This window comes from Kribbella sp. NPDC005582 (assembly GCF_040605415.1).
GTDB lineage: Bacteria > Actinomycetota > Actinomycetes > Propionibacteriales > Kribbellaceae > Kribbella.
In genome coordinates this window covers 736728-759863 of sequence record NZ_JBEXCU010000002.1, presented here as the reverse complement: position 1 = coordinate 759863, position 23136 = coordinate 736728, and the positions used below count along the sequence as shown (strand labels likewise).

Here is a 23136-nt window from a genome sequence, read left to right as displayed (position 1 = left end):
GAATGACAAGGAACGAGGTCACCGTGATCGACGAGCCCGAGGCGTACGACGTGTTCGTCCAGGGGACGGTGTTCCTGGACATCGTGCTCACCGGACTGGAGTCCGCGCCGACCACCGGGACCGAGATCTTCGCCGAAGGGATGGGCTCGTGCCCCGGCGGGGTGGCGAACTTCGCGATCGCCGCCAGCCGGCTCGGGCTGCGCAGCGGCCTGGCCGCGGTCTTCGGTGACGACGTGTACGCCGACTTCTGCTGGCGGACCCTGGCCGACCAGGAGAAGGTGGACCTGTCGCACTCGCGCCGGATCGGCCACTGGCACTCCCCCGTCACCGTGTCGATGTCGATCGACCGGGACCGCGCCATGGTCACGCACGCCCACGAGGCGCCCGGCGACCCCAGCAAACTGGTCGGTCCTGGCCTCAACACCCGGTCCGCGATCGTTCCGGTCGCCGACGACCTGCCCGACTGGGTCCAGCAGGCGAAGCAGTCCGGCGCGCTGCTCTTCGGCGACGTCGGCTGGGATCCGACCGACGCATGGTCGCCGGCGGTGCTCGACGTACTGGACGGCTTCCACGCCTTCACCCCGAATGCTGCCGAGGCGATGGCCTACACCCGCACCGGTACGCCGAAGGAGGCGCTCCACAAGCTCGCCGACCGAGTGCCGCTCGCAGTCGTCACGAACGGCGCGGACGGCGTACTGGCGATCGACTCCGCGACCGGCGAGGAGGAGCACATCCCGGCGCTTCCGGTGCGGTCCTACGACCCGACCGGCGCGGGCGACGTCTTCCTCGCCTCGCTCGTCCTCGGCACGCTCCGCGGCTGGCCGCTGGCGCATCGCCTCGCCTTCGGCAACCTGTGCGCCGGGCTGTCGGTCCAGCACTTCGGCGGTTCGCTGGCCGCGCCCGGCTGGGGCGACATCATCGACTGGGTGCGCGACCACAGCCGGCACCGCCCCGGCGGCGTCGACCCCGAGATCCTCAAGCACTACACCTTCATCGGCGACGTACTGCCGGCCGGTCCGGTGCCCATCGTCCGCCGCGCCTCCGCGACCATCGCCCGGCTGTCCGACGCCTGAAATTTTCTTACGGCAAGACCCTGAGAGCCGTAGGCTCGGGGAACCAGATGGCTATGGAGGCGGCGTGATGAGTGGATTCAGCAGGCGGCAGGTGCTGGGGTTCGGCAGCGGTCTGGCCGCGCTTGCCGTGGCCGGGTGCGGCTCCAACACCGGACGGTCGAGCACCGGCGACGGATCCAAGGCCACGCTGTCGCAGTGGTACCACCAGTACGGCGAGGCCGGCACGCAGCAGGCGGTCGAGCGGTACGCGAAGGAGTACCCGGACGCGACCGTCACGGTCCAGTGGTCGCCCGGCGACTACGACAAGAAGGTCGCGACCACGCTGCTCACCGAGCAGGGTCCGGACGTCTTCGAGTACGGCAACGGCCCGACGATCGACATGATCAAGGCCGGCCAGGTGGTCGACCTGAGCGACGTACCGGGCGATGCGAAGGCGGACTTCACGCCGGCGCTGATCAGCCGGATGACGTATGAGGGCAAGCTCTACGGCATCCCGCAGGTCTCCGACATGCAGTTGCTCGTGTACCGCAAGAGCCTGCTCAGCGCGGCCGGCGTCCAGCCGCCGCAGACCTTCGACGAACTGCTCGACGCGGCGAAGAAGCTCACCACCGACAAGGTGAAGGGCCTCTTCGTCGGCAACGACGGCGGCGTCGGCATCCTCGGCGGCCCGGCGCTGTGGTCGGCAGGGCTCGACTACCTGACCGACGACGGCAAGTTCGGCTTCGACGACCCGCTGGCGGCCGAGGCCCTGAAGAAGCTCCGTGAGCTGTTCACCTCGAAGGCCCTGCTGCTCGGTGCTCCCGCCGACTGGTCCGACCCATCGGCGTTCACCCAGGGGCTGACCGCGATGCAGCTCACCGGCCTGTGGACGCTGCCCGCGATCGAGAAGGCGTTCAAGGACGACTACGGTGTCCTGCCCTGGCCGAAGCTCAACGCCACCACCGGCGCCCCGAGCGTCCCGGTCGGCGCCTACGCCTCCTGCGTCAGCTCGAAGTCGAAGAACGTCGACGCCGCGAAGAAGTTCGTCAAGTGGCTGTGGGTCGACCAGACCGACAAGCAGCTCGACTTCGCCCAGTCCTACGGCTTCCACATCCCGGCCCGCAAATCCCTGGTCGAGAAGGCCGAGAAACTGAAGTCCGGCCCCGCCGCCGAGGCCGCTAAGTTCGTCAACGAGAACGGCCACGCCCAGACACCGTTGCTCTGGTCCCCCAAATCCGGTACGGCGTACTCCGACGCCCTGAACCGGATCATTCGCAGCGGCTCTGACCCGGCCACCGAGATCAAGGCCGTCAAGGCAGTCGTCGAAGCCGAGCTCAAGCGGATCAACGGCTGATGGACCTGCGACCGCTGACTCCGGACGACCACGCGCTCGTCGAGCTGGCCCGCCGTACCGTCGACGAGAACACCGACGGCCCGGACGGCATCCACACGATGGGCGCGGCCGTCCAGAGCGCCGACGGCGGCGTGTTCGCCGGGATCAACCTCTACCACTTCACCGGCGGTCCTTGCGCCGAACTCGTTGCCCTCGGCCACGCTCGCGCCTCGGGCGCCCGTGAGCTGACGACCATCGTCGCCGTAGGCAACGACAACCGCGGCGTCCAAGCTCCCTGCGGCCGGGATCGCCAAGTATTGCTGGACTATCACCCCGACATCCGCGTGATCCTGCCCGGCCCCGACGGTCCGGGCTGGGCCCCCATCACCGAGCTGCTCCCAGCCGGCTACCGCTGGGAGCCCTAGGAGAAGGCCGGGATGATGTCTTTGCCGTAGGCGGCGAGGGTGGCTTCCTTGGCGTCGTGCTGGAGGTAGACGGCGAACTGGTCGACGCCGAGCGCCTTGAGTTCTTCCAAGCGGGCAAGGTGGTTCTCGACCGGGCCGAGGATGCAGAAGCGGTCGACCACCTCGTCCGGGACGAAGTCGGTGTGGGTGTTGCCGGCGCGGCCGTGCTGGCTGTAGTCGTAGCCCTTACGGCCCTCGATGTAGTCGGTGAGCGCCTTCGGTACGCCGCCACTGTCGCCGTACCGGGCGACGATATCGGCCACGTGGTTGCCGACCATGCCGCCGAACCACCGGGTCTGCTCACGCTGGTGCTCGAGATCGTCGCCGACGTACGCCGGGGCCGCCACGCAGAACTTGATGGCGTCCGGATCCCGGCCGGCCTCCGCTGCAGAACGCCGTACGGCGGCGATCATCCAGGCAGCGATGTCCGGGTCGGCCAGCTGCAAAATGTAGCCGTCGCCGACCTGCCCGGTCGCGGCGAGCGCCCGCGGCCCGTACGCCGCCACCCACACCTCGAGGGCGCCGTCCTTGACCCAGCCGAGCTTCAACTCCTGCCCGCGGTGCTTGACCGTCTCGCCCCGCGCGAGCGAGCGAACCACCTCGACACACTGCACCATGTCGGCGATCGTGCCCGGCTGCGCACCGAGCGTGCGCAAGGCCGAGTCGCCGCGTCCGATCCCGCACACGGTGCGATTGCCGAACATCTCGTTCAGCGTCGCGAACTGGGACGCGATCACCGTCCAGTCCCGCGTGCCCGGATTCGTCACCATCGGGCCGACGATCACCCGCCGGGTCGCCGCCAGGATCTGGCTGTAGATGACGAACGGCTCCTGCCACAGCAGGTGCGAGTCGAACGTCCACACGTAGTCGAACCCGGCGTCCTCCGCCTTGGCCGCCAGCTCCACGACCGCGGACGCCGGCGGATCACACTGGAACACCACTCCGAAGTCCACAGCCCACCCCTTAGACCAAGTACGACGACAGCCCGCGCTTGAGGTACCGGCCGCGGCCCTTCCGGCCATGGTAGTTGCCATCAGCCACGATCACCTCGCCGCGCGAGACGACGGTGTCCACCTTGCCCTGGATCTCGACCCCTTCGTACGCCGAGTAGTCCATGTTCATGTGATGCGTCTCGACGCCGATCCGCGTCGTACCGTTCGGGTCGTAGATCACCAGGTCCGCGTCCGAGCCCGGCGCGACGATCCCCTTCTGCGGGTACAGCCCGAACATCCGGGCCGGCGTGGTCGCGATCGTCTCCACCCAGCGCTCCAGCGACAGCTGCCCGTCGACGACGCCTTGGTAGATCAGGTCGACGCGGTGCTCGACCCCGCCGATCCCGTTCGGGATCTTCGAGAAGTCACCGAGCCCGAGCTCCTTCTGGTCCTTCATGCAGAACGGGCAGTGGTCGGTCGAGACGATCGCCAGATCGTTGCTCCGGAGACCCTTCCAGAGATCCTTCGCGTGGCTCTCGTGCTTGCTGCGCAGGGGTGTTGAGCAAACCCACTTGGCGCCTTCGAAGCCCGGCGCGCCCAACTGATCCTCGAGCGTCAGATACAGGTACTGCGGGCACGTCTCGGCGAAAACGTTGCGCCCAGCATCTCTCGACTCCGCCACCGCTTTGAGGGCGCCACTCGCGCTCAGATGGACGATGTAGAGCGGGCAGTCCTTCGCGACCTCGGCCAGCGTGATCGCCCGGCTCGTCGCCTCGGTCTCCAGCGCCGCCGGCCGCGTGATCCCGTGATAGATCGGATCCGTCTCGCCCCGCGCCAAGGCCTGCTGCACCAGGACGTCGATCGCGATGCCGTTCTCGGCGTGCATCATGATCATCGCGCCGTTCTCCCGCGCGGTCTGCATCGCGCGCAGGATCTTGCCGTCATCGGAGTAGAACACCCCCGGATACGCCATGAACAGCTTGAAACTCGTGATCCCCTCGTCGGTGACGAGCTGATCCATCGCCTTCAGCGCATCGTCGTCGACCCCACCGAGAATCATGTGGAACGCATAGTCGATATGACAGTTGCCCTCGGCCTTGGCATGCCACGCCGCGAGCCCGTCCTGCACGACATCGCCGGTCTTCTGGACGGCGAAGTCGATGATCGTCGTCGTCCCGCCCCACGCCGCCGCCCGCGTCCCCGTGTCGAACGTGTCACTGGCCGCCGTACCACCGAAGGGCAGTTCCATGTGCGTGTGCGCGTCGATCCCGCCCGGGATCACATACTTGCCTCCTGCATCGATCACCTCGTCCGGGGTGATGGTCGTACTGAACAACGGATCCAGCAGGGCCACGATCTTCTCGCCCTGAACCAGCACATCGGCTTTCTGCGATCCGGTCGGTCCGACAACGGTCCCGCCCTTGACCAGTAACGTCATGGCTTCGTCAGATCCCCGTAGGCATCCGGCCGGCGATCCCGGTAGAACTGCCACCGGTCCCGCACCGTGTCCAGCAGTCCGAGATCCAGATCCCTGACGATCAGCTCCGGGTCATGGTCGTGCCCGACCTCCCCCACGAACTTCCCCTCCGGATCCACGAAGTACGACGTACCGTAGAAGTCGTTGTCCCCGTAGTCGGACTCGATCCCCACCCGGTTGATCGCCCCGATGAAGTACTCGTTCGCCACCGCACTCGCCGGCTGCTCCAGCTGCCACAGGTACGCCGACAGCCCGCGACTCGTCGCGCTCGGGTTGAACACGATCTTCGCCCCGGCAAGGCCGAGTGCCCGCCACCCCTCCGGGAAGTGCCGGTCGTAACAGATGTACACGCCGATGCGGCCCACCGCGGTGTCGAACACCGGGTACCCAAGGTTCCCAGGCCGGAAATAGAACTTCTCCCAGAACCCCTTCACCTGCGGAATATGGTTCTTCCGGTACTTCCCCAGATACTTGCCGTCAGCATCGACCACCGCAGCCGTGTTGTACAGCACTCCCGGCTGCTCCTGCTCGTACATCGGCAACACCATCACCATGCCGAGCTCTTTGGCGAGCTCCTGGAACCGCTCAGTCGTCGGTCCCGGCACACTCTCGGCGTACTCGTAGAACTTGGGATCCTGCAACTGACAGAAGTAAGGCCCGTAAAACAGCTCCTGAAAACAGATGACCTTGGCCCCCGCCTCCGCCGCCTGCCGCGCGTACTCCTCATGCGCCTTGATCATCGACTCCTTGTCACCAGTCCAAGAAGTCTGCACCAACGCCGCCCGCACAACCTCCGCCACGAGAACCTCCCGAGTCGCCGAGCACTCATCCTGCATCCGCGCCACAGGAGAGTCAACGGATGTTTTGGCATACCTCGCAGCCGGGCCGCTTCGTGGCAGCCCGGATGCCTGGGGTGAGGTGGTGCTCAGCCGACGGGATCGCCGGGGAGAAGGGCTCGCCACCAGGGAGTGGCGAGCCAGCGGTCGTAACGGGCTTGTTGCTCGTCGACGGTGGCAATCTTGGTCGCCGGAGCATGGTCGAGCATCGAGGCCTTGTGGGGCAGTCCCAGGAGGGTTCGGCGGGTGAGGAGGTAGACCTCGTCATTGTTCCGATCGCGGCCTTTACGCATGACCGCCTCGACTCTCGCAGCTGCGCAGCAGAGCTTGTAACCGAGCGGGTCGGTCTGCTGCCGGAGGTCGGTGAACGCGTTCCACAGCCCTTGAGCGGTGGCCGTCCACGACCGACCGTCAGGCGCCGTCAGGATCAGCGTCCACCGCGACTCTTGATCCGCTCGCTGGTCGAGGGACCACACCGTCTCGATTCCATCGATCGAGACGGCGATCGGCTCCACGCCGTGGAACTCAGCCTGGTCGGTCATTTCTGGAAGTACGGATTCTGGATCGCCGGGCCGTCCCACTCGCCCCAGCGGGTAGGTCTGGCGGATTTGATGTACTTGCCCGGAATACCGCCCTCAAAGCTGACCTCTTTCTCGACCCGCAGGATCCATGGGAGCCGCTTGATGAGCTTGCGCGGCTCGACTCCGTTGCCGGGGTCGGCGATCTCGTAGACCCAGCCACGACGCCCGTTGGTCTTGTCCTTGGACGAGAAATCCTTGGCGACCCTGACGGACCTCGAGGTCGCTACCCAGTTGCCGTCGCCCTTGCCGAACACATAGTCACGATAGCTCGCATCGCCGCCCTTCGCCTCGAAGCCCGTGGGATTGTGAAGCTTGCCGGGGCCCCGGGTATCGCCTCGAAACAGGGTGCGGGTCTTGGCGGCAGCTTCGCCGGCTGTCTTACCGACCAGAGCTTTGCCGATGCCTGCGGCGGCAGCCCCGGCGGCGGCACCGGCGACTATGCCCAGGGCGCTGCCTGCGGCGCCGGAGACGGCACCTCCGACGACTTCCTTCGCGTAGTTCGAGGTGCTGAAGGACTCTTGATCGTCGAGGGCTATTCGGGCGCCGTAGCCGAGGCTGGCGCCAGCGGCACCCATGACAGCTCCGGCCGCGATCAGGCAACCGATACCGGCAGTGGCACCGCAGAAGGCGGCTACGCCCACGACGGCGACGGTGATGGCTACGGCGTTGCCGATGTCGGACGCGTGGTCCTTGGCCCAGTCGTGGGCTTCGTCGACCTTGTCCGCCACGTCGCTGACGCGCTTCTTGAACCAGCCACCGATGCCGCTCTTCTTCTTGTGGCCGTCGTCGTTGTTGTTGTTGGTGCCACCGTCGTTGCCTTGATTGCCGTTGTCACCGGTGGAAGCTTCGGGAGTCTCCGGGGTCGTGACGATGACGGTGCCGCGGCCGTCTCCGCCGCGGCCGCCATCGTCGGCGTTGATCAGGCCGGACGCATCGGAGCCGGAGACCGGGTTGTCGTTGGCGTAGGTGTAGCCGAGCAACTGCTGGGGATCGCCGGTATCCAGCATCGGGTCGACGCTGATGAAGCGACCGATGGCCGGGTCGTACTCACGGGCGCCGACAGTCGTCAGGCCGGTGTTCTTGTCCTCGGGTTTGTTCAGGAAGCCGTGGTCGTCGGGCCAGGCTGCTGGGGCCGACCCTCGCGGGTCGCCGAAGGGTTTGGCGTAGCGCTTGGTGGCGATCTGGGTGTCGGCGTCCACGGCAACCTGCGAGGTGCCGTGATAATCGGTCACCAGCCAAGACATGTCCGAGACGGCGGTGCCGTTGGCCGAGCGTACGCCGATGGTCTGGCCAGCAAAGGCGTACTGCCGCTTGCCGGAGACCTTGTGGGTGGCCTTGTCCAGGGTGAGCTCGAGCTCGCCCAGGAACAGCGTGGTCTCGGCCGGACCACGACGGACCAGCAGAGCCCCCTCGGCGTCGTAGACGTAATTCGTGTCTCCAGTGGAACCGGACAGTTTCTCCAGCCTGCCTTGGGGGTTCCAGTTCAGCGTTTGGCCGGGGCGGACCGTGGTATTGCCGCGGGCATCGTAGTCGTAGGTCTTGGTCGGGGCGCCGGTCTGGGTGACGTTGGCCAGGGTGTGCGGCTGGGCGGTGTTGTAGTTGAAGGTGCTGGTGACGTCACCGGCGGTCGAGTGGTCGACCTGGGTCTTGCGCAGGCCGATCGGGGTGTAGGTCCACGACTGCCAGTACGGCGCTACTCCGCCGAGACCGAGTGAGCTCGGGGCCTGGGTGCAGTCGGCACTGGCGGGAGTCCACGCCTCGGTGACGCGGCGCTGGCCGTCGTAGTCGAAGCACTGGGCGTCGCCACCATCGACCAGGTTGTGGTCCTTCATCACGTTGCCGGTCGGGTCGTACGTGTACAGGTGATCGGCGAAGATTTTCGCTTTGCCCGCGGTGGTCCGGGCCAGCCGCCGGGTGCCGTCCTCGTAGATGTTGTTGATCTCCATGTCGAAGCTCGAGCCGAGCATGAGCTTCGTGACATCACCGAACGGGTTGTACTCGGTTCCGTTCACATAGGTCCGGTCGCTGTGCATCTTGAGCGGCAGACCGAGCGCGTTGTACTCGTAGTGGACGTCCTCGGCACCGAGCCCACCGCCCCCGGACAACGAGGTCATCTCGAGGGTCTTCGCGTCCGGCTTGTACCCGTAGTTCGTCCAGTAGCTGCCGTCGATCTCGAACCCTTCGACGGACGGGATGACTCTGGTGACCTGGGTCGGCTTGTACAGCACGTTCCGGTCGTTGATCATCGTGCGGTACGCCGGTCCTGCCTTGCCCGCCGTGTAGCTCGCGGACTCCGCGACCTGCCCGAGCAGATCGGTCTTGTCGTATCTCCAGTCCGCCAGCAGGTTCTCGGGTGCAACGCTCGTCTTGTACAGCCCGGTCTTGCGATCGAGGGCGTCGTAGGTCGTGATGAGGGTGTTGTTCGCCGAATCCGTGGTCGACACCAGGCGGTCGCCTTCGTCGTACGTCGAGATCGACCTGCCCGCATCCGGATCGGTGCTGTCGATCCTGCGGCCGCGCAGGTCGTACTTGTAGGTCCAGACGCCACCCGCACCCTCCATCCGGGTCGGCCGGCCGGCCATGTCGTAGGCGTACTTGGTGACGTCCGGTGTACCCGTCGCGGTGTTGCCCTTGAACTCGCGCCGCTCGGTGACCTGACCATGGACATCGGTCACTGTCGCGGTCGCCGGGCTCCCCTGCGGCGGCAGCACCGTGGTGATGTCACCGCCGTAGACCGTGCTGGTCGACCACCGCGGCTGCAGCATGCTCATGAACGTCGACTTGACCGTTCGGCCCACGCCGTCGTACTCGTTGTACGTCTGGTTCGCCACGGAGGAATTCGGAATCGCGACGAGAGCGGCCGACGGCGCTGCCGAGTTCCAGACATCGCTGTTGGCGTAGATCGGCTGACCACGCGAGTCATACCGCGTCTCGCTGATCACCCGTCCGCCATCGGCCGCGGGCGCCTGGCTCTGGCGGTCCCGCAGCAACGAGTCGAACAGCTGGTACGACGTGGTGTACCCGGTCGCCTCGATGTTCAGCTGATCGGTGCGAATCGTTGACGGGCCTGTGTTGGAGATCGTGTAGGTGTACTTGGTGTTGGCGAGGTTGGTCGACGCCGGTGCCTGGCTCGGGAGCCAAACGCCGGTCAGCCGGCCGAGCGCGTCGTACGCCAGTTCGGTGACCTTGCCGTTCACGTCCGTCGTCTTCGACGGCACGCCCCATTCAGCCTTGTACGTCGTCGACGAGGTGAAGCTCACCGGAGTACCGCTGAAGTTGTTGACGGTGGGCTGCTTGACCACCATCTGCGCCAACGGGCCGATCGCAGCCGGCGTGTAGGCGGTCGTGGTGACCCGGCCGAGAGCGTCACCCGACGAGGTGACCCGACCGAGGGCGTCGTATCCCTTCGACCCGGTGTTCTGGTACACCGGAAGGCCGTCGGTGTAGTGGTGCAGTCGCTGGATCAGCGTCGCGTCGCCGAGGGTGGCGTCGCCGTACGGCCTGCCGTCGTAGAAGGTCCGGACGTCGGTCAGGACCCGATCCTCGGGTGGGTTCGCAGAGTCCGCATCGCAGGCTCCGGTCGAGGTCACGTTGCGGATCGGCAGCGCGACCAGCCAGGGAGCCGGCTTCTTCAGGTAGTTCGTGACCGTGCACGTCTCGTCGCCGGACTTGCCGGAGTCACCGTGGTCGGTGACCCTGGTCGGCAGTGTGTTGTCCGCGTCGTACTGCGTCGACGTCGCACTGACCAGGTCCGGGCGGCCGCCGTCGCGGGCGATCCGGCTCTGCGTCGCCGAGGAGCCGACGAAGTTCGACCTCAGTGTTCCGCCCGGGACGGCGTAGGAGGCCTTGGGAGTGATGATGTAGTCGGTGATGAGGCCGGCGACTTCGGTATTGGAGGTCGCATGCTGGTAGGTGATCTGCTCACGCGGGCTACCGGCCAGCGCCTCGGCGTCGGCTCGTACGCCGCCGGTGGTGTCGGTGACGTCGACGTTCTTGACGGCGGTCGTGCCTTCGCGCTTGTCGCCGTCCATGCCGCGGAAGTACTTCGTGACGGAGCGACTGCGCGGGGAGGTGGTGTCGGCAGCGTCACCGGTGTAGGTCGTGACCAGGCTGTAGCCTCGCCACTCCGACCAGGTCTTGTCGGCGTCCTTCAGCATCGGCGACTCCTGGTAGTGCCAAGCGCCGCCGCCGGAGTAGAGGTACTGCGTGATCATCGTCGCACCGTTGCCCGTCGGGTCCGACGTCACCACGCTGTCAACGACGTACTTGTGGAACCAGTCCTCGCGCTCGACCTCGAGCGGTGGCTTCCATCTCACGGGGTAGCAGCGCTTGGTGTTGGAGTCCTTGGCCGGCCGCTCGCCGGACATGCATTCCTTGCCGGCGTAGTTGACCAGCACTTTGGCGCCGGTCTCGGTGTTGATCTCGCCGACCCGGTACCGCACCAGTCCCGGTAGCCCGTCCGAGGTCGTGTCGACCCGGTTGGCCAGACCGACGGGCTTGAAGGTCACATCCGGCACCGACAGCGCCGTACCGACCTTGCCGCTGTGCGAGATGCCGTTGAGCCACATCGGCCTGCCGTCGCTGCTGCTCCCCGGGGTCGGGAACGTCAGGTTGGTCTGCCAGAAGTCGACCGCCTGGTATGTCGAGCCGTTTAGCACCTGGGTCTGGATCTGATACAGACGCTTGCGGGTGAAGAAGGTCGGCGAGACCTTGTTCGTGCAGGCCGCTGTCCCTTCGCAGATCTGGTCGAACGGTACGTCCGGCCAGTTCGCCCTGGTCGTTGCATTGAGCACCGAACAGTTCGCGAGACAACGTTCGGCCGCGGTGAAGACAACCTGCTGAGGCGCCTTGGTGGTGTCGGTCAGCGACGCGTCCCGCAGACCGTAGTCGATCCGGTTGAGGTAGCCGCCGCGGACGTACGACGTACCGGGCGAGGCGACGCCGTTCTTGGCGTAGTTGTTGAGCTCCTTGGTGTACCAGTACGACATCGCGTTGCCGTGCAGGTCGACCACGTAGTCGAGATTCCAGCGCCAGCCCAGGTTGCAGCCGGTGGCCGTGGTGTTGCAGGGCTCACCCGCGTCGTCGCCGTAGACCGGGGCGGTGAAGACCGAGTTCGTGACGGCGGTCAGGCCTGGCTTCAGCTTGTGCTTGCCGAAGAAGTACTGCGTCCCGTCGGTGGTGGTGACTTTCCAGTACTCCTTGAGGGCATCCCCGTTGTCGTCGGTGCCGATGAGCTTCTCGACCTTCGACCCATCGTCGTTCTTGAGCTTCCAGGTGCTGGCGCCGATTGCGCCGCCGGAGGCCCGGACGAGCTCGTTGGACTTGCCGTTCAGCGTCAGCGTCGCGTTGTCGTATTTCCAGCACTGGTCGTACTTGCCGGCCTTCCCGTCCTCGTCGCAGCTCGTGTACTTGCGCTCGATGAAGGACTCCGTCAGGTCGAATCCCTCGCCGACCCACGAGACCTGGTTGTTGGTGGCGGAGGTCCGGCCGTCGACCGACTGCGCCGAGTAGGAGAAGGCCAGCGTAGGCGACGGGCCGGCCGCGGCGGGTGGCACGCGGAGCGGGTACGACCAGGTGAAGTCACCACTCGACCCGCCACCCGCCCAGCTCGAGGACGCCGAGAGGCTGGTCGCCGAGTAGTCGCCGGCACTCGAGTCCGAACCGGCAGTGATCGCGAAGACCGACTGCTGCGCGCTGAGCGGCGCAGTGGCGGTCACGGTCTTCGCCGCCGGATCGTTCGCTGTCTGCAACGGCGTGCTGGTCGAACAGCCCGCCGCCTTGGGCGTAGTCAGGATGCAGGCCGGGAGCGCGACGACTTCGAGTCGCGAGGCCCAGTCCCCGCCGTACGCGTTCTCGTAGCCGGCGTAGTCGAAGGTCAGCTGTACGTCGGACTTGGCCGCCGTACTCGCCTTGACCAGTACGCCGCTCACCCCGGCGCGCGTACTGGCCGCCTGGTCGAGGAAGTCGAGGTCGACCGTGGCCGGCGCCGTACGTTTCGCGGATCGTACGGCGACCGGCCCGGCCGGCTTGCCCGTCGCGTTGACCGCGACGCTCTGGCGCCCGGGAGCCGGCCAGTGCACCGGACGGCTCGCGAACTCGGCGGTCTTGTCGACCGCCTTCTTCAGGTCCGCCGATTCCGCCGGCGGCGCGATCGGCGGGACGTCCTTGACCTTGACGCTCTTCGCCTTGACCGGCTTCGGCCGGTTCGGGCTGCCGGCTTCGGCCGAACTGGTGGGTCCGACGACCGCCACTGTCGCGGTCAGCGACAGGGCGAGCAGGATCGGAAGGGCGCGTTTTCTCAGGGTGAGGTTCATCAGGAGCACTCCGTCGGGTCGCCACCGAATTCGATGCACAGCTGGCGTTGCGGTACGACGCCGGTGTAGACGCGAAGGTCGTCCAGCGCGGCGTTGAGCGGAGCGAACGTGGTGTCGCCCTGCGGACCCCAGGAGAGAACGTTCGCGGTGCCCTGGAACGGGGTGCTGAAGGAGGCGACCCCGCCATCACCGGACCGGTCGGCGACCAGCAGCGTCACCTGGTCGGTGGCGGCGTTGTACTGAGCCGCCAAAGCCGTCCACTCTCCCGCCGTCGTCTGATTGGTCGATTGAGTGACCTCGGTGTACGCGCCGGTGGTCGTGTCACTCGTGGCCCGGCTGAAGACCCAGTCGGCGCTGTCGTCCGCGCCCGGCCGGTACTCGATCCGCCAGGAGTCGCGGTTCGCCCCCACCTGCCGGATGAACACCTGCCGCTTGGTCGGATCCTGGATCCGCACCCACAACGTCACGGTGAAGCTGGCCGAGGAGTCCACCAGCGCCCGGTTGACGGCGAGGAGCTCGGAGGCCGTGCCCGTGGTGGCCAGGACGTTGCCGCGCTCGGGATCCTCGACGATCGCCGACGACTGGTCCGGAGAACCGGCGAAGCCGGAGACGGTCAGGTTCTGGCCGTACACGGTGTCCTCGGTCGTCCAGAGGCCGTTGCTCTGCGCAACCATGCTGTCGAAGGGGTACTTCGCGGCCGGCGAGGCGATCGGCTCGTCGTTTCCGGACGGACCGATGCGCGGGTCGGCCACCTTGTTGGCTTCGGTCGCGGACATCACCCGGGGGTAGATCTTCACGTCGTCGACCGCCCCGGACAGGACACCGATGCTGGACGCCGTCTGGTACGACCCCACCTCGATCGTGCCGTTCGCCTTCCACGGCGTGTGCGTGAAGGCCGCAGTCCCCTGCAGGCGCCCGTTGACGTAGAGCGAGATCGTCTTGTCGGTCACGTTGAAGACGCCCAGCAGATGTGTCCACACGTTCAGGACGGGTGCCGCGAGAGAATCCACCCGGGCCTGGCCCGCGGTGCTGGCGTCGGAGACGTTCTGGACGAAGGCCCAGCGGTTGTTCGGGGCGGAGTAGCGCAGCAGGCCGCCGTACGCCTGCGTTCCGGTGACTGCCACGACACCGCCGTCCTTCGCCGCGGTCGGGCGGACCCAGGCCGAGATGGTGAAGTTCTGCGAGGTGTCCACGACGCTCGCGGCGCCGGCCACGGTGGCCCGGTTGTTGCCGGAGTTGTTTCCGTCGAAGGTCAGCGATCCGCCGACGCGCCCGGCGTCGTCGAACTGCGCACCGGTCACGGCCAGCGGGTGACCCTTACCGGAGGAGTCGGCAGCCGTCGTACCGGATCCTTCGTCGAGGTTCCAGGCCCCCGAAGGCGGCAGGCCGGGGCCGACGTTGATCCGGTGGTACTTCGTCGTACTCGTATGATCTGCGGCGTCGTGGCTGACGGCCCCCAACGTCATCAGGGTCTGGCCGGGGGTGAGGAGGTTGACCGTCACCGATCGACCGCTGACGCGCGTCATCTTGCCGTTGAAGCCGTAGCTCAGCGCAGCCACGTCCGCACTGCCGGACGAGATCGTGTAGGTCACCTTGGCGCCGAACGGCACCACCTCGGGACAGACGTCCGGCGTCGTACTGGTCAGGCAGTCGGTCAGGGTCACTCCGTTGTACTTTGCGGTGATGACCGGCGCCGGTGGCGGGGTGGTGTCGACCTTGAAGTAGCACGACGGCGACCAGGCTGATACCAACGTCTGGCCGGGGACTGCGCGGATCGTCCGGGCCCGGTAGGTGTACATGATCCCGGTCGTCAGTGCGGTCCTCGGCTTCAGCTTGACCAGGACGTTGGGAGTGACGGGAGCGGCGTTCTGGAACTCCTGCACGACCTGCGACGGGGTGACCAGCTGGAACTGAACGTAGATCGACGCGCTCGGCTCGCCGGCCCCGACCAGGCCTTTGGCGGACACCTGCGGCAGCAGGGACGCCACAATAGTCGGATTGGTGGACGGAGCGCACGGGCTCGGCAGATCGGTGTCCGTCGCCACGCCGAGCCCGTAGGCCGGCAGTGGGTAGGCGACGTATTCGACGATCAGCTGGCCGGTGCTGTTGAACTGCTTCCAGGCGATCTCGTCGGACTCGTTCGTGGCGCTCAGCCGGAAGGTCGCGATCTTGCCGTTGGCTTTCGAGGTCGCCTGAACCGAGCTGGTCACCGGGAACTCGACACCGCCGGCCGGGCAGGTCGAGTTGTAGCCCTTGGCAACGTTCGCGCTGGCTACGGTGGCCTGGACCGCGGGCTGGCTGTTCCAGGTCGTGGCCGTCGAGATCGCTCCGGTGCGCGACACCGTGACCGAGCGCGCCGCGCAGCTCGCGGAGTGGATCTCGTAGGTCTTCAACGAGGCCTTGATGATGTGCTTGTTGGTGAAGGCCGCGACGTCGAACTGGAAGAACGAGCGGACGATCTTGTTCTGCTCGAAACCCTCGTAGCCGACGCCGAGGCTGTGGGTGGTCTTCCAGAACGAGGTGGTCGGGTACAGCTCCCAGACAGCGGTCCAGGCGTTGCGATCGCGCGTCACCTCGAGGCTCGTAGTCGGGTCGATGACCACCGGGAAGACTGTGTCCGCTGCCGTCAGCAACTTCTGGTCAGGCGTCACCGTCAGACCCCGGGCGGTGCCGGAGAGGGCCATCAGGGCGCGCTTCGACCTGCCGGACGGTCCGCGCTCGACAGCCTCGGTGGCGGCTACCTTCGTCTTCGTGCTGGTGCCACCTGCGTCCCACATGACCGGTTCGCCGACAGTGATGACCTGGCGGCCGTTCGAGTCCACGTACGACGGGCGGCCGGGCAGCGTTGTCCGGAGATGCAGGTCCTTGGTGGTGACCGGGAAGGTCAGGCTGCGGAGCGCGGGGTTCGAGGCGGCTTCACGGTTCTGGACAACCAGGTTGTAGCTGAAACTGCTGTCGGTGGCCTCGACGACCAGGTCGACGCCGGGCAGGACAGCGGCGTACGTCGCCTTGGAGCCGGACAAGGTAGGTGCCGGGAGCAACCAAGGAGCCTTGAGCTCGAAGAAACCACCGTCCCGGGTGAAGCGCGCCAGCGGCCCGTTGCCGCCGGCGGAGAAGGCGATGTCCGTGGTCGACGCCTTGGGGGCGATCATCCCGTCGCCGCGCGCGGCCAGGGTGGTGTCGATGGCGGTCCAGGCGCCGTTCTTCTGGACCCGGACGGGCTCGTTCGAGACCTCCGCCTTCAACGTACCCGCCGGTGTGGCGACGGTTCGGCTGTACGGCGTCGTCTTCTCCTCCACCTCCACCGAGGTGTTGAACTTGGCCGCCAGTCGCGAGGCGTCGGCCACGGTCTTCGCCGACGACGGCGCGACCTCCGGCTTCGCCTGCGCGATCACCGGAATCGCCGCCAGCCCCGCGGCCAGCACCGATGTGATCGAGAGAACGCTGATCGAGCGCGTGAACGCGCGCAAAGACCACCTGTTGGACGACATGCCTCACCCCTGAACTCAGACCGCCGAAAACGCGAACCTCCCCCGAGGCGCGCCACTCGGAGGTCGGCCGAGGGCAGCGCAAGACTGACCGTCGGCGCGGAGCCGGGTCAAGAAAATTGCAGCAACTGACAGACTTCGCGAAAGTACCTGGTGAAGTCCTCAGGAACCGCGTTCGCGCAGGTCAGAGGCCTATTCGACCCATACAACCCGGCCACCGACGGTGGCTTGGGTGGGTGGCAGGTGGGTGGTGTGGAGGTGCGAGCCGCGGCCTTGGATGACGTGCAGGTCGCGGCCTAGCAAGGCCGTCAGTTGGGTGGCGGCGGAGCCGGTGGCTTCGTCCTCGGCGATGCCCATGGCGGGGGCGAAGGCGCGGGAGCGGATGACGCCGTCGGGCTCGGAGAGCCAGGACCAAAGGTAGGTGTGGCCGGCCGGGTAGGAGCCGGGGTCGGCGGCCAGGACGTCGGCGGGGGTGGGGAGCTCGGTCCAGTTCCAGCTGCTGCCCCAGCGGGAGTCGGCCTGGACGGAGACCAGGTCACCGGAGAAGGTGACGGGGATTTCGCCGGCTGGGCACTGCAGGGACGGTACGGCGTGGCCCTGGGAGCGGAGCCACCAGGCGACGCCGACGGTGGGGTGGCCGGCGAAGGACATTTCGCGGGTGGGGGTGTAGATGCGGATCGTGCCAGTCGCCGCGTCGTCGACGTACACGGTCTCGCTGTAGCCGAGGTGGGCGGCTAGGGGCTGGCGGGCCACCGGTGGGACGAGGCGGCCGTCGACGATGCCCAAGGGGTTGCCGAAGGCGCCGTCGGGGTCGGTGAAGACCTTGACGACGTGGACCGGGATGTCGGTCAACGGGTCAGAGGACCGCGATGAGGACGATCACGACGACCAGCAGGACGGCCGCGGCGGCGATCGCGATGATGCGGCCGTTCGGCTTGGCGGGGGCGGTGGTCTCGCCCTCGTTGACGAAGGCCTTGAACATCTGCGTGTTCGCGCCCGGGTCCTGCTCGTTCTCGGGGAGGTTCTGGTCTGCCATGGCTCCTGAGCGTACCGGTAAGGCGGACCGCCAACACTCACCAACTCCCTCTCGGGCCGGCCTTTCACGCTCAGCACCTGGCTCGACGACGGGCGGAGACGAGGTTGGTGAGTGGGGGCGGTCCATGTACCATTTGGTACATGAGATTCGAGCACGCGGTGACGATCCAGGCGTCGGCCGAGCGGGTCTGGGCGGTGTTCAGTGATGTCGAGCGGTGGCCGGAGTGGACGCCGACGGTCGAGAGTGTGGAGCGGCTCGACGAGGGACCGCTCCGACCGGGCTCGCGGACCAGGATCCGGCAGCCGAAGCTTCCGGTGGCGGTGTGGGAGGTGACGAGGCTCGAGGAGGGTCAGTACTTCGAGTGGACGTCGACAGCGCCCGGGATCAGGACGACTGGCGGTCACCGCGTCACCAGTACGCCGGAAGGCACGGTCGCGACGGCGACGATCGTTCAGGAGGGGCCGCTCGGCTGGCTGTTCGGCAAGCTGTACGCCGGGCTGACGCGACGCTACATCGCGACCGAGACCGAGAAGTTGAAGGAGCTCGCGGAGCGGTGAGCAAGGAAACGCTGCTGACCGACGCGGTCGAGTACTTCGCGAAGAACGGGATCGGTGAGACCAGCCTGCGCGGGATCGCCACGGAGCTCGGCACCAGCCATCGGATGCTGATCTACCACTTCGGGTCTCGCGAGGGGTTGCTCGCGGAGGTGGTTCGGACGGTCGAGCAACAGCAGCGCGATCTGCTCCAAGAGCTGACCGAGCTGCCGGTCGCCGAGCAGGCGGAGCAGTTCTGGCGAAAGGTGACCGAGGCAACGATGGTCTATGGGCCCTTGTTCTTCGAGCTTTCCGCGCATGCGATGCAGAATCAACCACACACCGCGGCACTGAAGGCCGACCTGATCAACGTCTGGCTGCCTCCGCTCACCGAGCTCTGCATCAAAGCCGGCATCCCCGCGGCCGAGGCGCCGAACTACGCGCGCCTCGGCCTGGCAGCATCGCGCGGACTCCTCTTCGACCTGCTCCTGACCGGTGACCGGAAAAACGTCGACGAGGCAACTAAACTGCTCAACCGGCTGTTCAGCCTGCCTGGGTAGGCGATTCGATCCAGCCTGCGACGATCGGCAGCCGCGACTCGCGCAGGACAGCGGCAAACGCGAACGGCCGATCCAGTACGACGTCCAGCCGCGGCGCCTGGCTCGTCACCATCGCAGCCCGCGTCATCGCCATCGACGTCACCGCCGCGGCCTCGAACCCGGTCGCGAAGAACCGCGCGAGCACCTTCTGCTTGGCCTGCCCGATCGCGAGCGGCGCCGGGCTGATCGCGCTGAAGTGCCCCTGCGAACCAGAATTCGACGTCGCCGCCGTCAGCCCGAATACCTCCGACAACTCCAGCAGGTCATGCGACGACGAGACCTCGAACGACGGCAGCGACAACCACACATCAGGCCGCGGAGCCGTCGTCTTTCCGATCCGCACTCCCGGTGCGACCTCGCGGCGGCCGTCGACCAACTCACTTCCCGGTACGCCGTCCGCCGGCCGCGCCGCCGCGTCCAGCAGTCCGCCGATCACATCCCCAGCCCCGATCCCGAGCAGTACGTCGACATCCGCGTCTCCGCGCACCGTGATCACGGTCAGATCGCCGTACCGGCGGACGGAGTCGAGGTCGGTGTCGGTCCGCTCGAGCCAGCGCCAGGATCCGGCCCACGAACCCTCGAGGTGCTTGACCTGCTCGGTGAACGGCCGGGCCCAGGTGGTGCGCAGGCAGAGCGCGGAGGCGAGCACCAGCATCACGTCAGGGTCGAGGTCGACCGGCATCTCGCGGATCATGTCGTCGGTGTGTTCGGCAGCCCAGGCATCGAGTTTGGGCTTGTCGATGGACGGCTTGCCGGTGAGCATCCCCACCAGCGGAGCCGGTACGACGTCGCCGAAGGTTTCGGCCAGTTTGAGCTGCTCGTGCACCCAGACGCCGAGGGCCGCGTGCAGGTCCGGTGACTCGCCCAGCGCTTCGATGAGCTGGACGGCGAAGCGCGAACCGTCCGGCGCAGCGATACCCGCGGCGCCGGCGAGCTCGGACCGGCCGGGTTCGTCGGCGGCGGTGGCGAGGATCGCCAGCAGCGGCCACAGGCCGAGCCCGGAGACGACCGAGTTGCCCGGCGGCAGGCTCCGCACCCAGCGGCCGGTGAGGTCGTTCACTGCACGTACGACGTCGGCATCCATACCCTCCACCTTGCCATGTAAGGGCCAGCCTGAGGCAGGATCAGTATTTGGCGGAACGACGCTGATTTTCATTAAGCAAGCGCAGGGAGTCCTCGTTCGAACGCGCTCTGTTGTGTCAGGATTCCGCCCATGAGCGCCCCCGCCGATGTCGCCGAAAAGGCCGAGAAGCCGCCGAAAGAACCGGTTGGATCGTCGATCGCGTTCACCGCGACGCTCATCCTGCTGGTCGGGCTGGCGCTGTTCGGGCGCCGGATCTTCGCCGGGGCGTTCACCGACGAGGGCGTTCGCACCTGGGCGACGATGTTCGTCGGCGTGACCGTGCAGGCGCTGCCGTTCCTGGTGCTCGGCGTGCTGCTGTCGGCCGCGCTGACCGCGTTCGTCCCGGCGTCGTTCTTCGCGAAGGCACTGCCGAAGCACCCGGCCCTCGCCGTACCGGTCGCGAGTGCTTCCGGCGTGATCCTGCCGGGCTGTGAGTGCGCCTCGGTGCCGGTGTCGGCCGCCTTGATGGCGCGCGGCGTCACCCCGGCCGCGGCGATCGCCTTCCTGCTCTCCGCGCCGGCGATCAACCCCGTCGTACTGGCGTCCACCGCGGTGGCGTTTCCCGGTCAGCCGAAGGTGGTGGTGGCCCGCGCGGTCACCTCGATCGCGGTCTCGATGATCCTCGGCTGGCTGTGGCTGCTGACCGGTAAGGGCGGCGCCTGGTTCAAGATGCCGAAGACCCGGCACGCCGAGGGCACCCCCAAGTTCGAGGTGTTCCGCTCGTCGATGCTGCACGACTTCCTGCACGCCGGCGGCTTCCTGGTCGTCGGCGCCGCCGCGGCGGCCACGCTGAACGTCGTCGTCCCGCGGGCCTGGCTCGACCACGTCGCCAGCAATCTGCTGCTGTCGGTGCTCGTCCTCGGCCTGCTCGCCGTACTGCTCGCGATCTGCTCGGAGGCGGACGCGTTCGTGGCCGCGAGCCTGACGCAGTTCTCGCTGACCGCGCGGCTCGCGTTCATGGTGGTCGGCCCGATCGTCGACGTGAAGCTGATTGCTCTGCAGGCCGGAACGTTCGGCCCGAAGTTCGCCGTCCGGTTCGCGCCGGCCACGTTCGTGGTCGCCGTACTGGCCAGTCTCGGAGTGGGGTGGTGGTTGCTGTGAAGCGCAATGTGGCCGGGCTGGTGATCGTGTTCGTCGGGGCCGCGGTGGTTCAGCTCGCGGTGTCGAACACCTACCTGCGGTACGTGAAGCCCGGGATGCGGTGGATGCTGCTCGCGGCCGGACTGATCCTGATCGCGCTCGCGGTGGCCGACGTACTGATGGACACCCGCAAGAAGGACGAACACGACCACAGCGACGACGGGCACGGCCACCACGGCCTGCCCAGAGCCGCCTGGCTGCTGCTGATCCCGATCTTCGCGCTGCTGGTCGTCGACCCGCCCGCGCTCGGCGCCGCAGCGGCCGCACGTCAGTCACCGGTGGCGTCGAAGCCGATCCAGCCGAAGAGCAACTCCTGGCTGGCCGACAACCCGCAAGGCGGGCCGGTCAATCTCGCGGTCCGCGACTACGCGGTCTGGGCCGTCTGGGAGAAGGAGAGCATGAAGGGCCGCTCCTTCTCACTCACCGGCTTCGTCACCCCGGCCAAGAACGGCAACTGGTACGTGACCCGGATGGGGCTGACCTGCTGTGTCGCCGACGCGACGGCCTTCATGGTCGAGGCCCGTGGACAGGCCGCCCCGCCGAAGAACCAGTGGGTCACTGTCACCGGCGAGTGGGCCGAGCCGAGCAAGCGTGCCGACGGTGACGTCGCCGCCCTGACGGTCGACACGGTCAAGACGGTCACCGCGCCCGCCAACCCGTACGAGTAGGGCCGCCCTCACACATCCGCGGGCTCGCGCGTTCCATCCCCATGAAGCGCACAGTCGAGCCCAAGGTCCTCTACTTCGGTACGCCGGTTGTCCTGATCAGCACCCGGAACGCGGACGGCTCCACCAACCTCGCCCCGATGTCGTCCGCGTGGTGGCTGGGCTACCACGCCATGCTCGGGATGGGGACGAGCTCGCAGACGGTCAAGAACCTCGTCGATCGTCCCGAGATCGCCCTCAACCTCGTCGACCCGGCCATGGTCGCCGCCCTGGACCGGATCGCGCTGCTGACCGGTTCGCAGCAGATGTCGGACGCGAAGCGCGCTCGCGGCTATCGCTTCGAGCCCGACAAGTTCACCGCTGCCGGCCTGACGCCGACGCCGGGCGCGGTGACCGGGCTGGACCTCGTCGAGGAGAGCCCGATCACGCTCGAGGGCCACATCGAGGCGATCCACGCGATCGGCGGGCCTGAGGATCATCTGTGTGCGCTCGCGATGAAGGTCGAGCAGGTGCAGGTCAGCGAGGACCTGCTGATGAGCAACGACCGCTACATCGATCCGCTGCGCTGGGACCCGCTGATCATGAAGTTCACCGAGTACTTCGCTGGGGGAGCACCGGCGTACGAGTCGTCACTGGCTCGGGGCTGGGAGATGCCGCCTTTGAGAATCGGATGACCGTGCACGCCATCCCGCCGATCACCAGGACGGCGGCGATGGCCTGCTGCAGGCCGACCGCTTCGCCGCGCAGGACCCAGGCCGCGGCCATCCCGACGATCGGTACCAGGAGCGAGAACGGCGCCACGGTGCTGGCGTCGTACTGGCGGAGCAGGTAGCCCCAGACTCCGAAGCCGAACAGGGTGGCCACGGCCGCGAGGTAGGCGAGTGCGCCGATGCCCGTGAGGTCGATCCCCCGCAGCGCGTCGACGTCGGCCCGCGGACCTTCGGTGAGCAGCGACAACAGCGTCAGCGGTACGACGGCGACCGCGCTCACCCAGACCATGAACCGCAGCGTGTCCCGTGGCTTGGCGTACCGGGTGATGGTGTTCGAGACTCCCCAGCACGCGCCGGCCAGGATCACCAGCGCGAGCGCTCCGAGCGGCGCCGACAGACCGCGATCGAACACGATCAGCAGCATCCCGCCACAGGCGATCGCGATCCCGGCGAGCTGCGCCGGCCGCGGCCGCTCCCGGAGGACCGAGATCGCGAACAGCACCGTGAAGATCACCTGGCTCTGCAGAACCAGCGAGGCGAGTCCGGCCGGTACGCCGTGATCCATGGCGATGAACAGCAGCCCGAACTTCGCGACGCCGAGCGCCAGCCCGACCCCGATGACATAACGCCAGGCGACCCGTGGCCGGCCGAGAAAGAAGATTGCCGGAACGGCGGCGAAAAAGAATCGCAGCGCCGAGAAGAACAAGGGCGGGAAATTCTCCAGGCCGACCTCGATCACGACGAAGTTCACGCCCCAGGCGATGACGACGGCGAGCGCCAGCAGCAGGTCACGAGGTTTCATACCGTCAGTCTGCGGGCGGTTTAGACTTAAGGACCAGCACCGATTGCTACC

18 protein-coding genes are annotated in these 23136 nt (G+C 67.2%); 8 read left to right on the top strand and 10 right to left on the bottom strand.

What is annotated here, in order from left to right; all coding sequences use genetic code 11:
* Nucleotides 1-2 precede the first annotated feature (2 nt).
* The 3 genes from ABZS29_RS15135 (at nt 3) to ABZS29_RS15125 (ending at nt 2810) form a co-directional block, all read left to right on the top strand.
* Nucleotides 3-1073, top strand: a complete 1071-nt coding sequence (locus tag ABZS29_RS15135; RefSeq protein WP_355462166.1) for a PfkB family carbohydrate kinase — start codon at nt 3-5, stop codon at nt 1071-1073.
* 67 nt (nt 1074-1140) lie between these two features.
* On the top strand, nt 1141-2406 hold the full coding sequence (locus tag ABZS29_RS15130) for a sugar ABC transporter substrate-binding protein (RefSeq protein ID WP_355462164.1): 1266 nt from the start codon (nt 1141-1143) through the stop codon (nt 2404-2406).
* The gene (locus ABZS29_RS15125; protein ID WP_355462162.1) at nt 2406-2810 is read left to right on the top strand and encodes a cytidine deaminase; all 405 of its coding nucleotides are present in this window, start codon (nt 2406-2408) and stop codon (nt 2808-2810) included. The genes ABZS29_RS15130 and ABZS29_RS15125 overlap by 1 nt, the downstream gene beginning before the upstream one ends.
* On the opposite strand, the gene ABZS29_RS15120 is transcribed toward ABZS29_RS15125, so the two are convergent.
* From ABZS29_RS15120 to ABZS29_RS15085, 8 genes are all read right to left on the bottom strand, one after another.
* Entirely contained in the window at nt 2807-3802 is a 996-nt protein-coding gene (locus tag ABZS29_RS15120; protein WP_355462160.1) for a TIGR03842 family LLM class F420-dependent oxidoreductase, read from the bottom strand. The two genes, ABZS29_RS15125 and ABZS29_RS15120, sit on opposite strands and share 4 nt — an antisense overlap.
* A gap of 10 nt (nt 3803-3812) precedes the next feature.
* Nucleotides 3813-5219, bottom strand: coding sequence for a dihydropyrimidinase (hydA, locus tag ABZS29_RS15115; protein ID WP_355462158.1), 1407 nt, complete (start codon nt 5217-5219; stop codon nt 3813-3815).
* Nucleotides 5216-6058, bottom strand: a complete 843-nt coding sequence (locus ABZS29_RS15110; protein ID WP_355462156.1) for a nitrilase-related carbon-nitrogen hydrolase — start codon at nt 6056-6058, stop codon at nt 5216-5218. The genes hydA and ABZS29_RS15110 overlap by 4 nt, the downstream gene beginning before the upstream one ends.
* A gap of 125 nt (nt 6059-6183) precedes the next feature.
* Nucleotides 6184-6636 carry a hypothetical protein gene (locus ABZS29_RS15105; protein WP_355462154.1) on the bottom strand — a complete coding sequence of 151 codons (453 nt, stop codon included), beginning with the start codon at nt 6634-6636 and terminating at the stop codon, nt 6184-6186.
* Nucleotides 6633-12989, bottom strand: coding sequence for an RHS repeat-associated core domain-containing protein (locus ABZS29_RS15100; RefSeq protein ID WP_355462152.1), 6357 nt, complete (start codon nt 12987-12989; stop codon nt 6633-6635). The genes ABZS29_RS15105 and ABZS29_RS15100 overlap by 4 nt, the downstream gene beginning before the upstream one ends.
* A complete protein-coding gene (locus tag ABZS29_RS15095) occupies nt 12989-16480 on the bottom strand; it encodes a LamG-like jellyroll fold domain-containing protein (RefSeq protein WP_355462150.1) in 3492 nt (1163 codons plus the stop codon). Before ABZS29_RS15095 ends, ABZS29_RS15100 begins: the two co-directional genes overlap by 1 nt.
* A gap of 189 nt (nt 16481-16669) precedes the next feature.
* A complete protein-coding gene (locus tag ABZS29_RS15090) occupies nt 16670-17329 on the bottom strand; it encodes a PhzF family phenazine biosynthesis protein (RefSeq protein ID WP_355462148.1) in 660 nt (219 codons plus the stop codon).
* 4 nt (nt 17330-17333) lie between these two features.
* On the bottom strand, nt 17334-17513 hold the full coding sequence (locus tag ABZS29_RS15085) for a hypothetical protein (protein WP_355462146.1): 180 nt from the start codon (nt 17511-17513) through the stop codon (nt 17334-17336).
* Nucleotides 17514-17653: 140 nt separating this feature from the next.
* On the opposite strand from ABZS29_RS15085, the gene ABZS29_RS15080 reads away from it, so the two are divergent.
* Both ABZS29_RS15080 and ABZS29_RS15075 read left to right on the top strand, forming a co-directional pair.
* Entirely contained in the window at nt 17654-18070 is a 417-nt protein-coding gene (locus tag ABZS29_RS15080) for an SRPBCC family protein (RefSeq protein WP_355462144.1), read from the top strand.
* Entirely contained in the window at nt 18067-18606 is a 540-nt protein-coding gene (locus ABZS29_RS15075; protein WP_355462142.1) for a TetR family transcriptional regulator, read from the top strand. The genes ABZS29_RS15080 and ABZS29_RS15075 overlap by 4 nt, the downstream gene beginning before the upstream one ends.
* On the opposite strand, the gene ABZS29_RS15070 is transcribed toward ABZS29_RS15075, so the two are convergent.
* A complete protein-coding gene (locus ABZS29_RS15070; protein WP_355462140.1) occupies nt 18590-19729 on the bottom strand; it encodes a serpin family protein in 1140 nt (379 codons plus the stop codon). The two genes, ABZS29_RS15075 and ABZS29_RS15070, sit on opposite strands and share 17 nt — an antisense overlap.
* A gap of 129 nt (nt 19730-19858) precedes the next feature.
* Here ABZS29_RS15070 and ABZS29_RS15065 point away from each other — a divergent pair, with 129 nt between their 5' ends.
* Genes ABZS29_RS15065 through ABZS29_RS15055 form a run of 3 tightly spaced genes read left to right on the top strand, consistent with a single transcriptional unit; the run spans nt 19859 to nt 22247 of the window.
* On the top strand, nt 19859-20869 hold the full coding sequence (locus ABZS29_RS15065; protein ID WP_355462138.1) for a permease: 1011 nt from the start codon (nt 19859-19861) through the stop codon (nt 20867-20869).
* A complete protein-coding gene (locus tag ABZS29_RS15060; RefSeq protein ID WP_355462136.1) occupies nt 20866-21576 on the top strand; it encodes a TIGR03943 family protein in 711 nt (236 codons plus the stop codon). Before ABZS29_RS15065 ends, ABZS29_RS15060 begins: the two co-directional genes overlap by 4 nt.
* Nucleotides 21577-21617: 41 nt before the next feature.
* The gene (locus ABZS29_RS15055) at nt 21618-22247 is read left to right on the top strand and encodes a flavin reductase family protein (protein WP_355462134.1); all 630 of its coding nucleotides are present in this window, start codon (nt 21618-21620) and stop codon (nt 22245-22247) included.
* On the opposite strand, the gene ABZS29_RS15050 is transcribed toward ABZS29_RS15055, so the two are convergent.
* Nucleotides 22162-23085 (bottom strand): EamA family transporter, encoded by a 924-nt coding sequence (locus tag ABZS29_RS15050; protein ID WP_355462132.1) that lies wholly within the window; start codon nt 23083-23085, stop codon nt 22162-22164. The two genes, ABZS29_RS15055 and ABZS29_RS15050, sit on opposite strands and share 86 nt — an antisense overlap.
* Between the last annotated feature and the right edge of the window lie 51 nt (nt 23086-23136).

What these genes read in the sequence shown, in the direction of transcription:
- ABZS29_RS15135 (WP_355462166.1), top strand. Translation starts at nt 3, where the DNA reads ATGACAAGGAACGAGGTCACCGTGATCGACGAGCCCGAGGCGTACGAC.
- ABZS29_RS15130 (WP_355462164.1), top strand. Translation starts at nt 1,141, where the DNA reads ATGAGTGGATTCAGCAGGCGGCAGGTGCTGGGGTTCGGCAGCGGTCTG.
- ABZS29_RS15125 (WP_355462162.1), top strand. Translation starts at nt 2,406, where the DNA reads ATGGACCTGCGACCGCTGACTCCGGACGACCACGCGCTCGTCGAGCTG.
- hydA (WP_355462158.1), bottom strand. Translation starts at nt 5,219, where the DNA reads ATGACGTTACTGGTCAAGGGCGGGACCGTTGTCGGACCGACCGGATCG.
- ABZS29_RS15105 (WP_355462154.1), bottom strand. Translation starts at nt 6,636, where the DNA reads ATGACCGACCAGGCTGAGTTCCACGGCGTGGAGCCGATCGCCGTCTCG.
- ABZS29_RS15100 (WP_355462152.1), bottom strand. Translation starts at nt 12,989, where the DNA reads ATGAACCTCACCCTGAGAAAACGCGCCCTTCCGATCCTGCTCGCCCTG.
- ABZS29_RS15095 (WP_355462150.1), bottom strand. Translation starts at nt 16,480, where the DNA reads ATGTCGTCCAACAGGTGGTCTTTGCGCGCGTTCACGCGCTCGATCAGC.
- ABZS29_RS15085 (WP_355462146.1), bottom strand. Translation starts at nt 17,513, where the DNA reads ATGGCAGACCAGAACCTCCCCGAGAACGAGCAGGACCCGGGCGCGAAC.
- ABZS29_RS15080 (WP_355462144.1), top strand. Translation starts at nt 17,654, where the DNA reads ATGAGATTCGAGCACGCGGTGACGATCCAGGCGTCGGCCGAGCGGGTC.
- ABZS29_RS15070 (WP_355462140.1), bottom strand. Translation starts at nt 19,729, where the DNA reads ATGGATGCCGACGTCGTACGTGCAGTGAACGACCTCACCGGCCGCTGG.
- ABZS29_RS15065 (WP_355462138.1), top strand. Translation starts at nt 19,859, where the DNA reads ATGAGCGCCCCCGCCGATGTCGCCGAAAAGGCCGAGAAGCCGCCGAAA.
- ABZS29_RS15055 (WP_355462134.1), top strand. Translation starts at nt 21,618, where the DNA reads ATGAAGCGCACAGTCGAGCCCAAGGTCCTCTACTTCGGTACGCCGGTT.
- ABZS29_RS15050 (WP_355462132.1), bottom strand. Translation starts at nt 23,085, where the DNA reads ATGAAACCTCGTGACCTGCTGCTGGCGCTCGCCGTCGTCATCGCCTGG.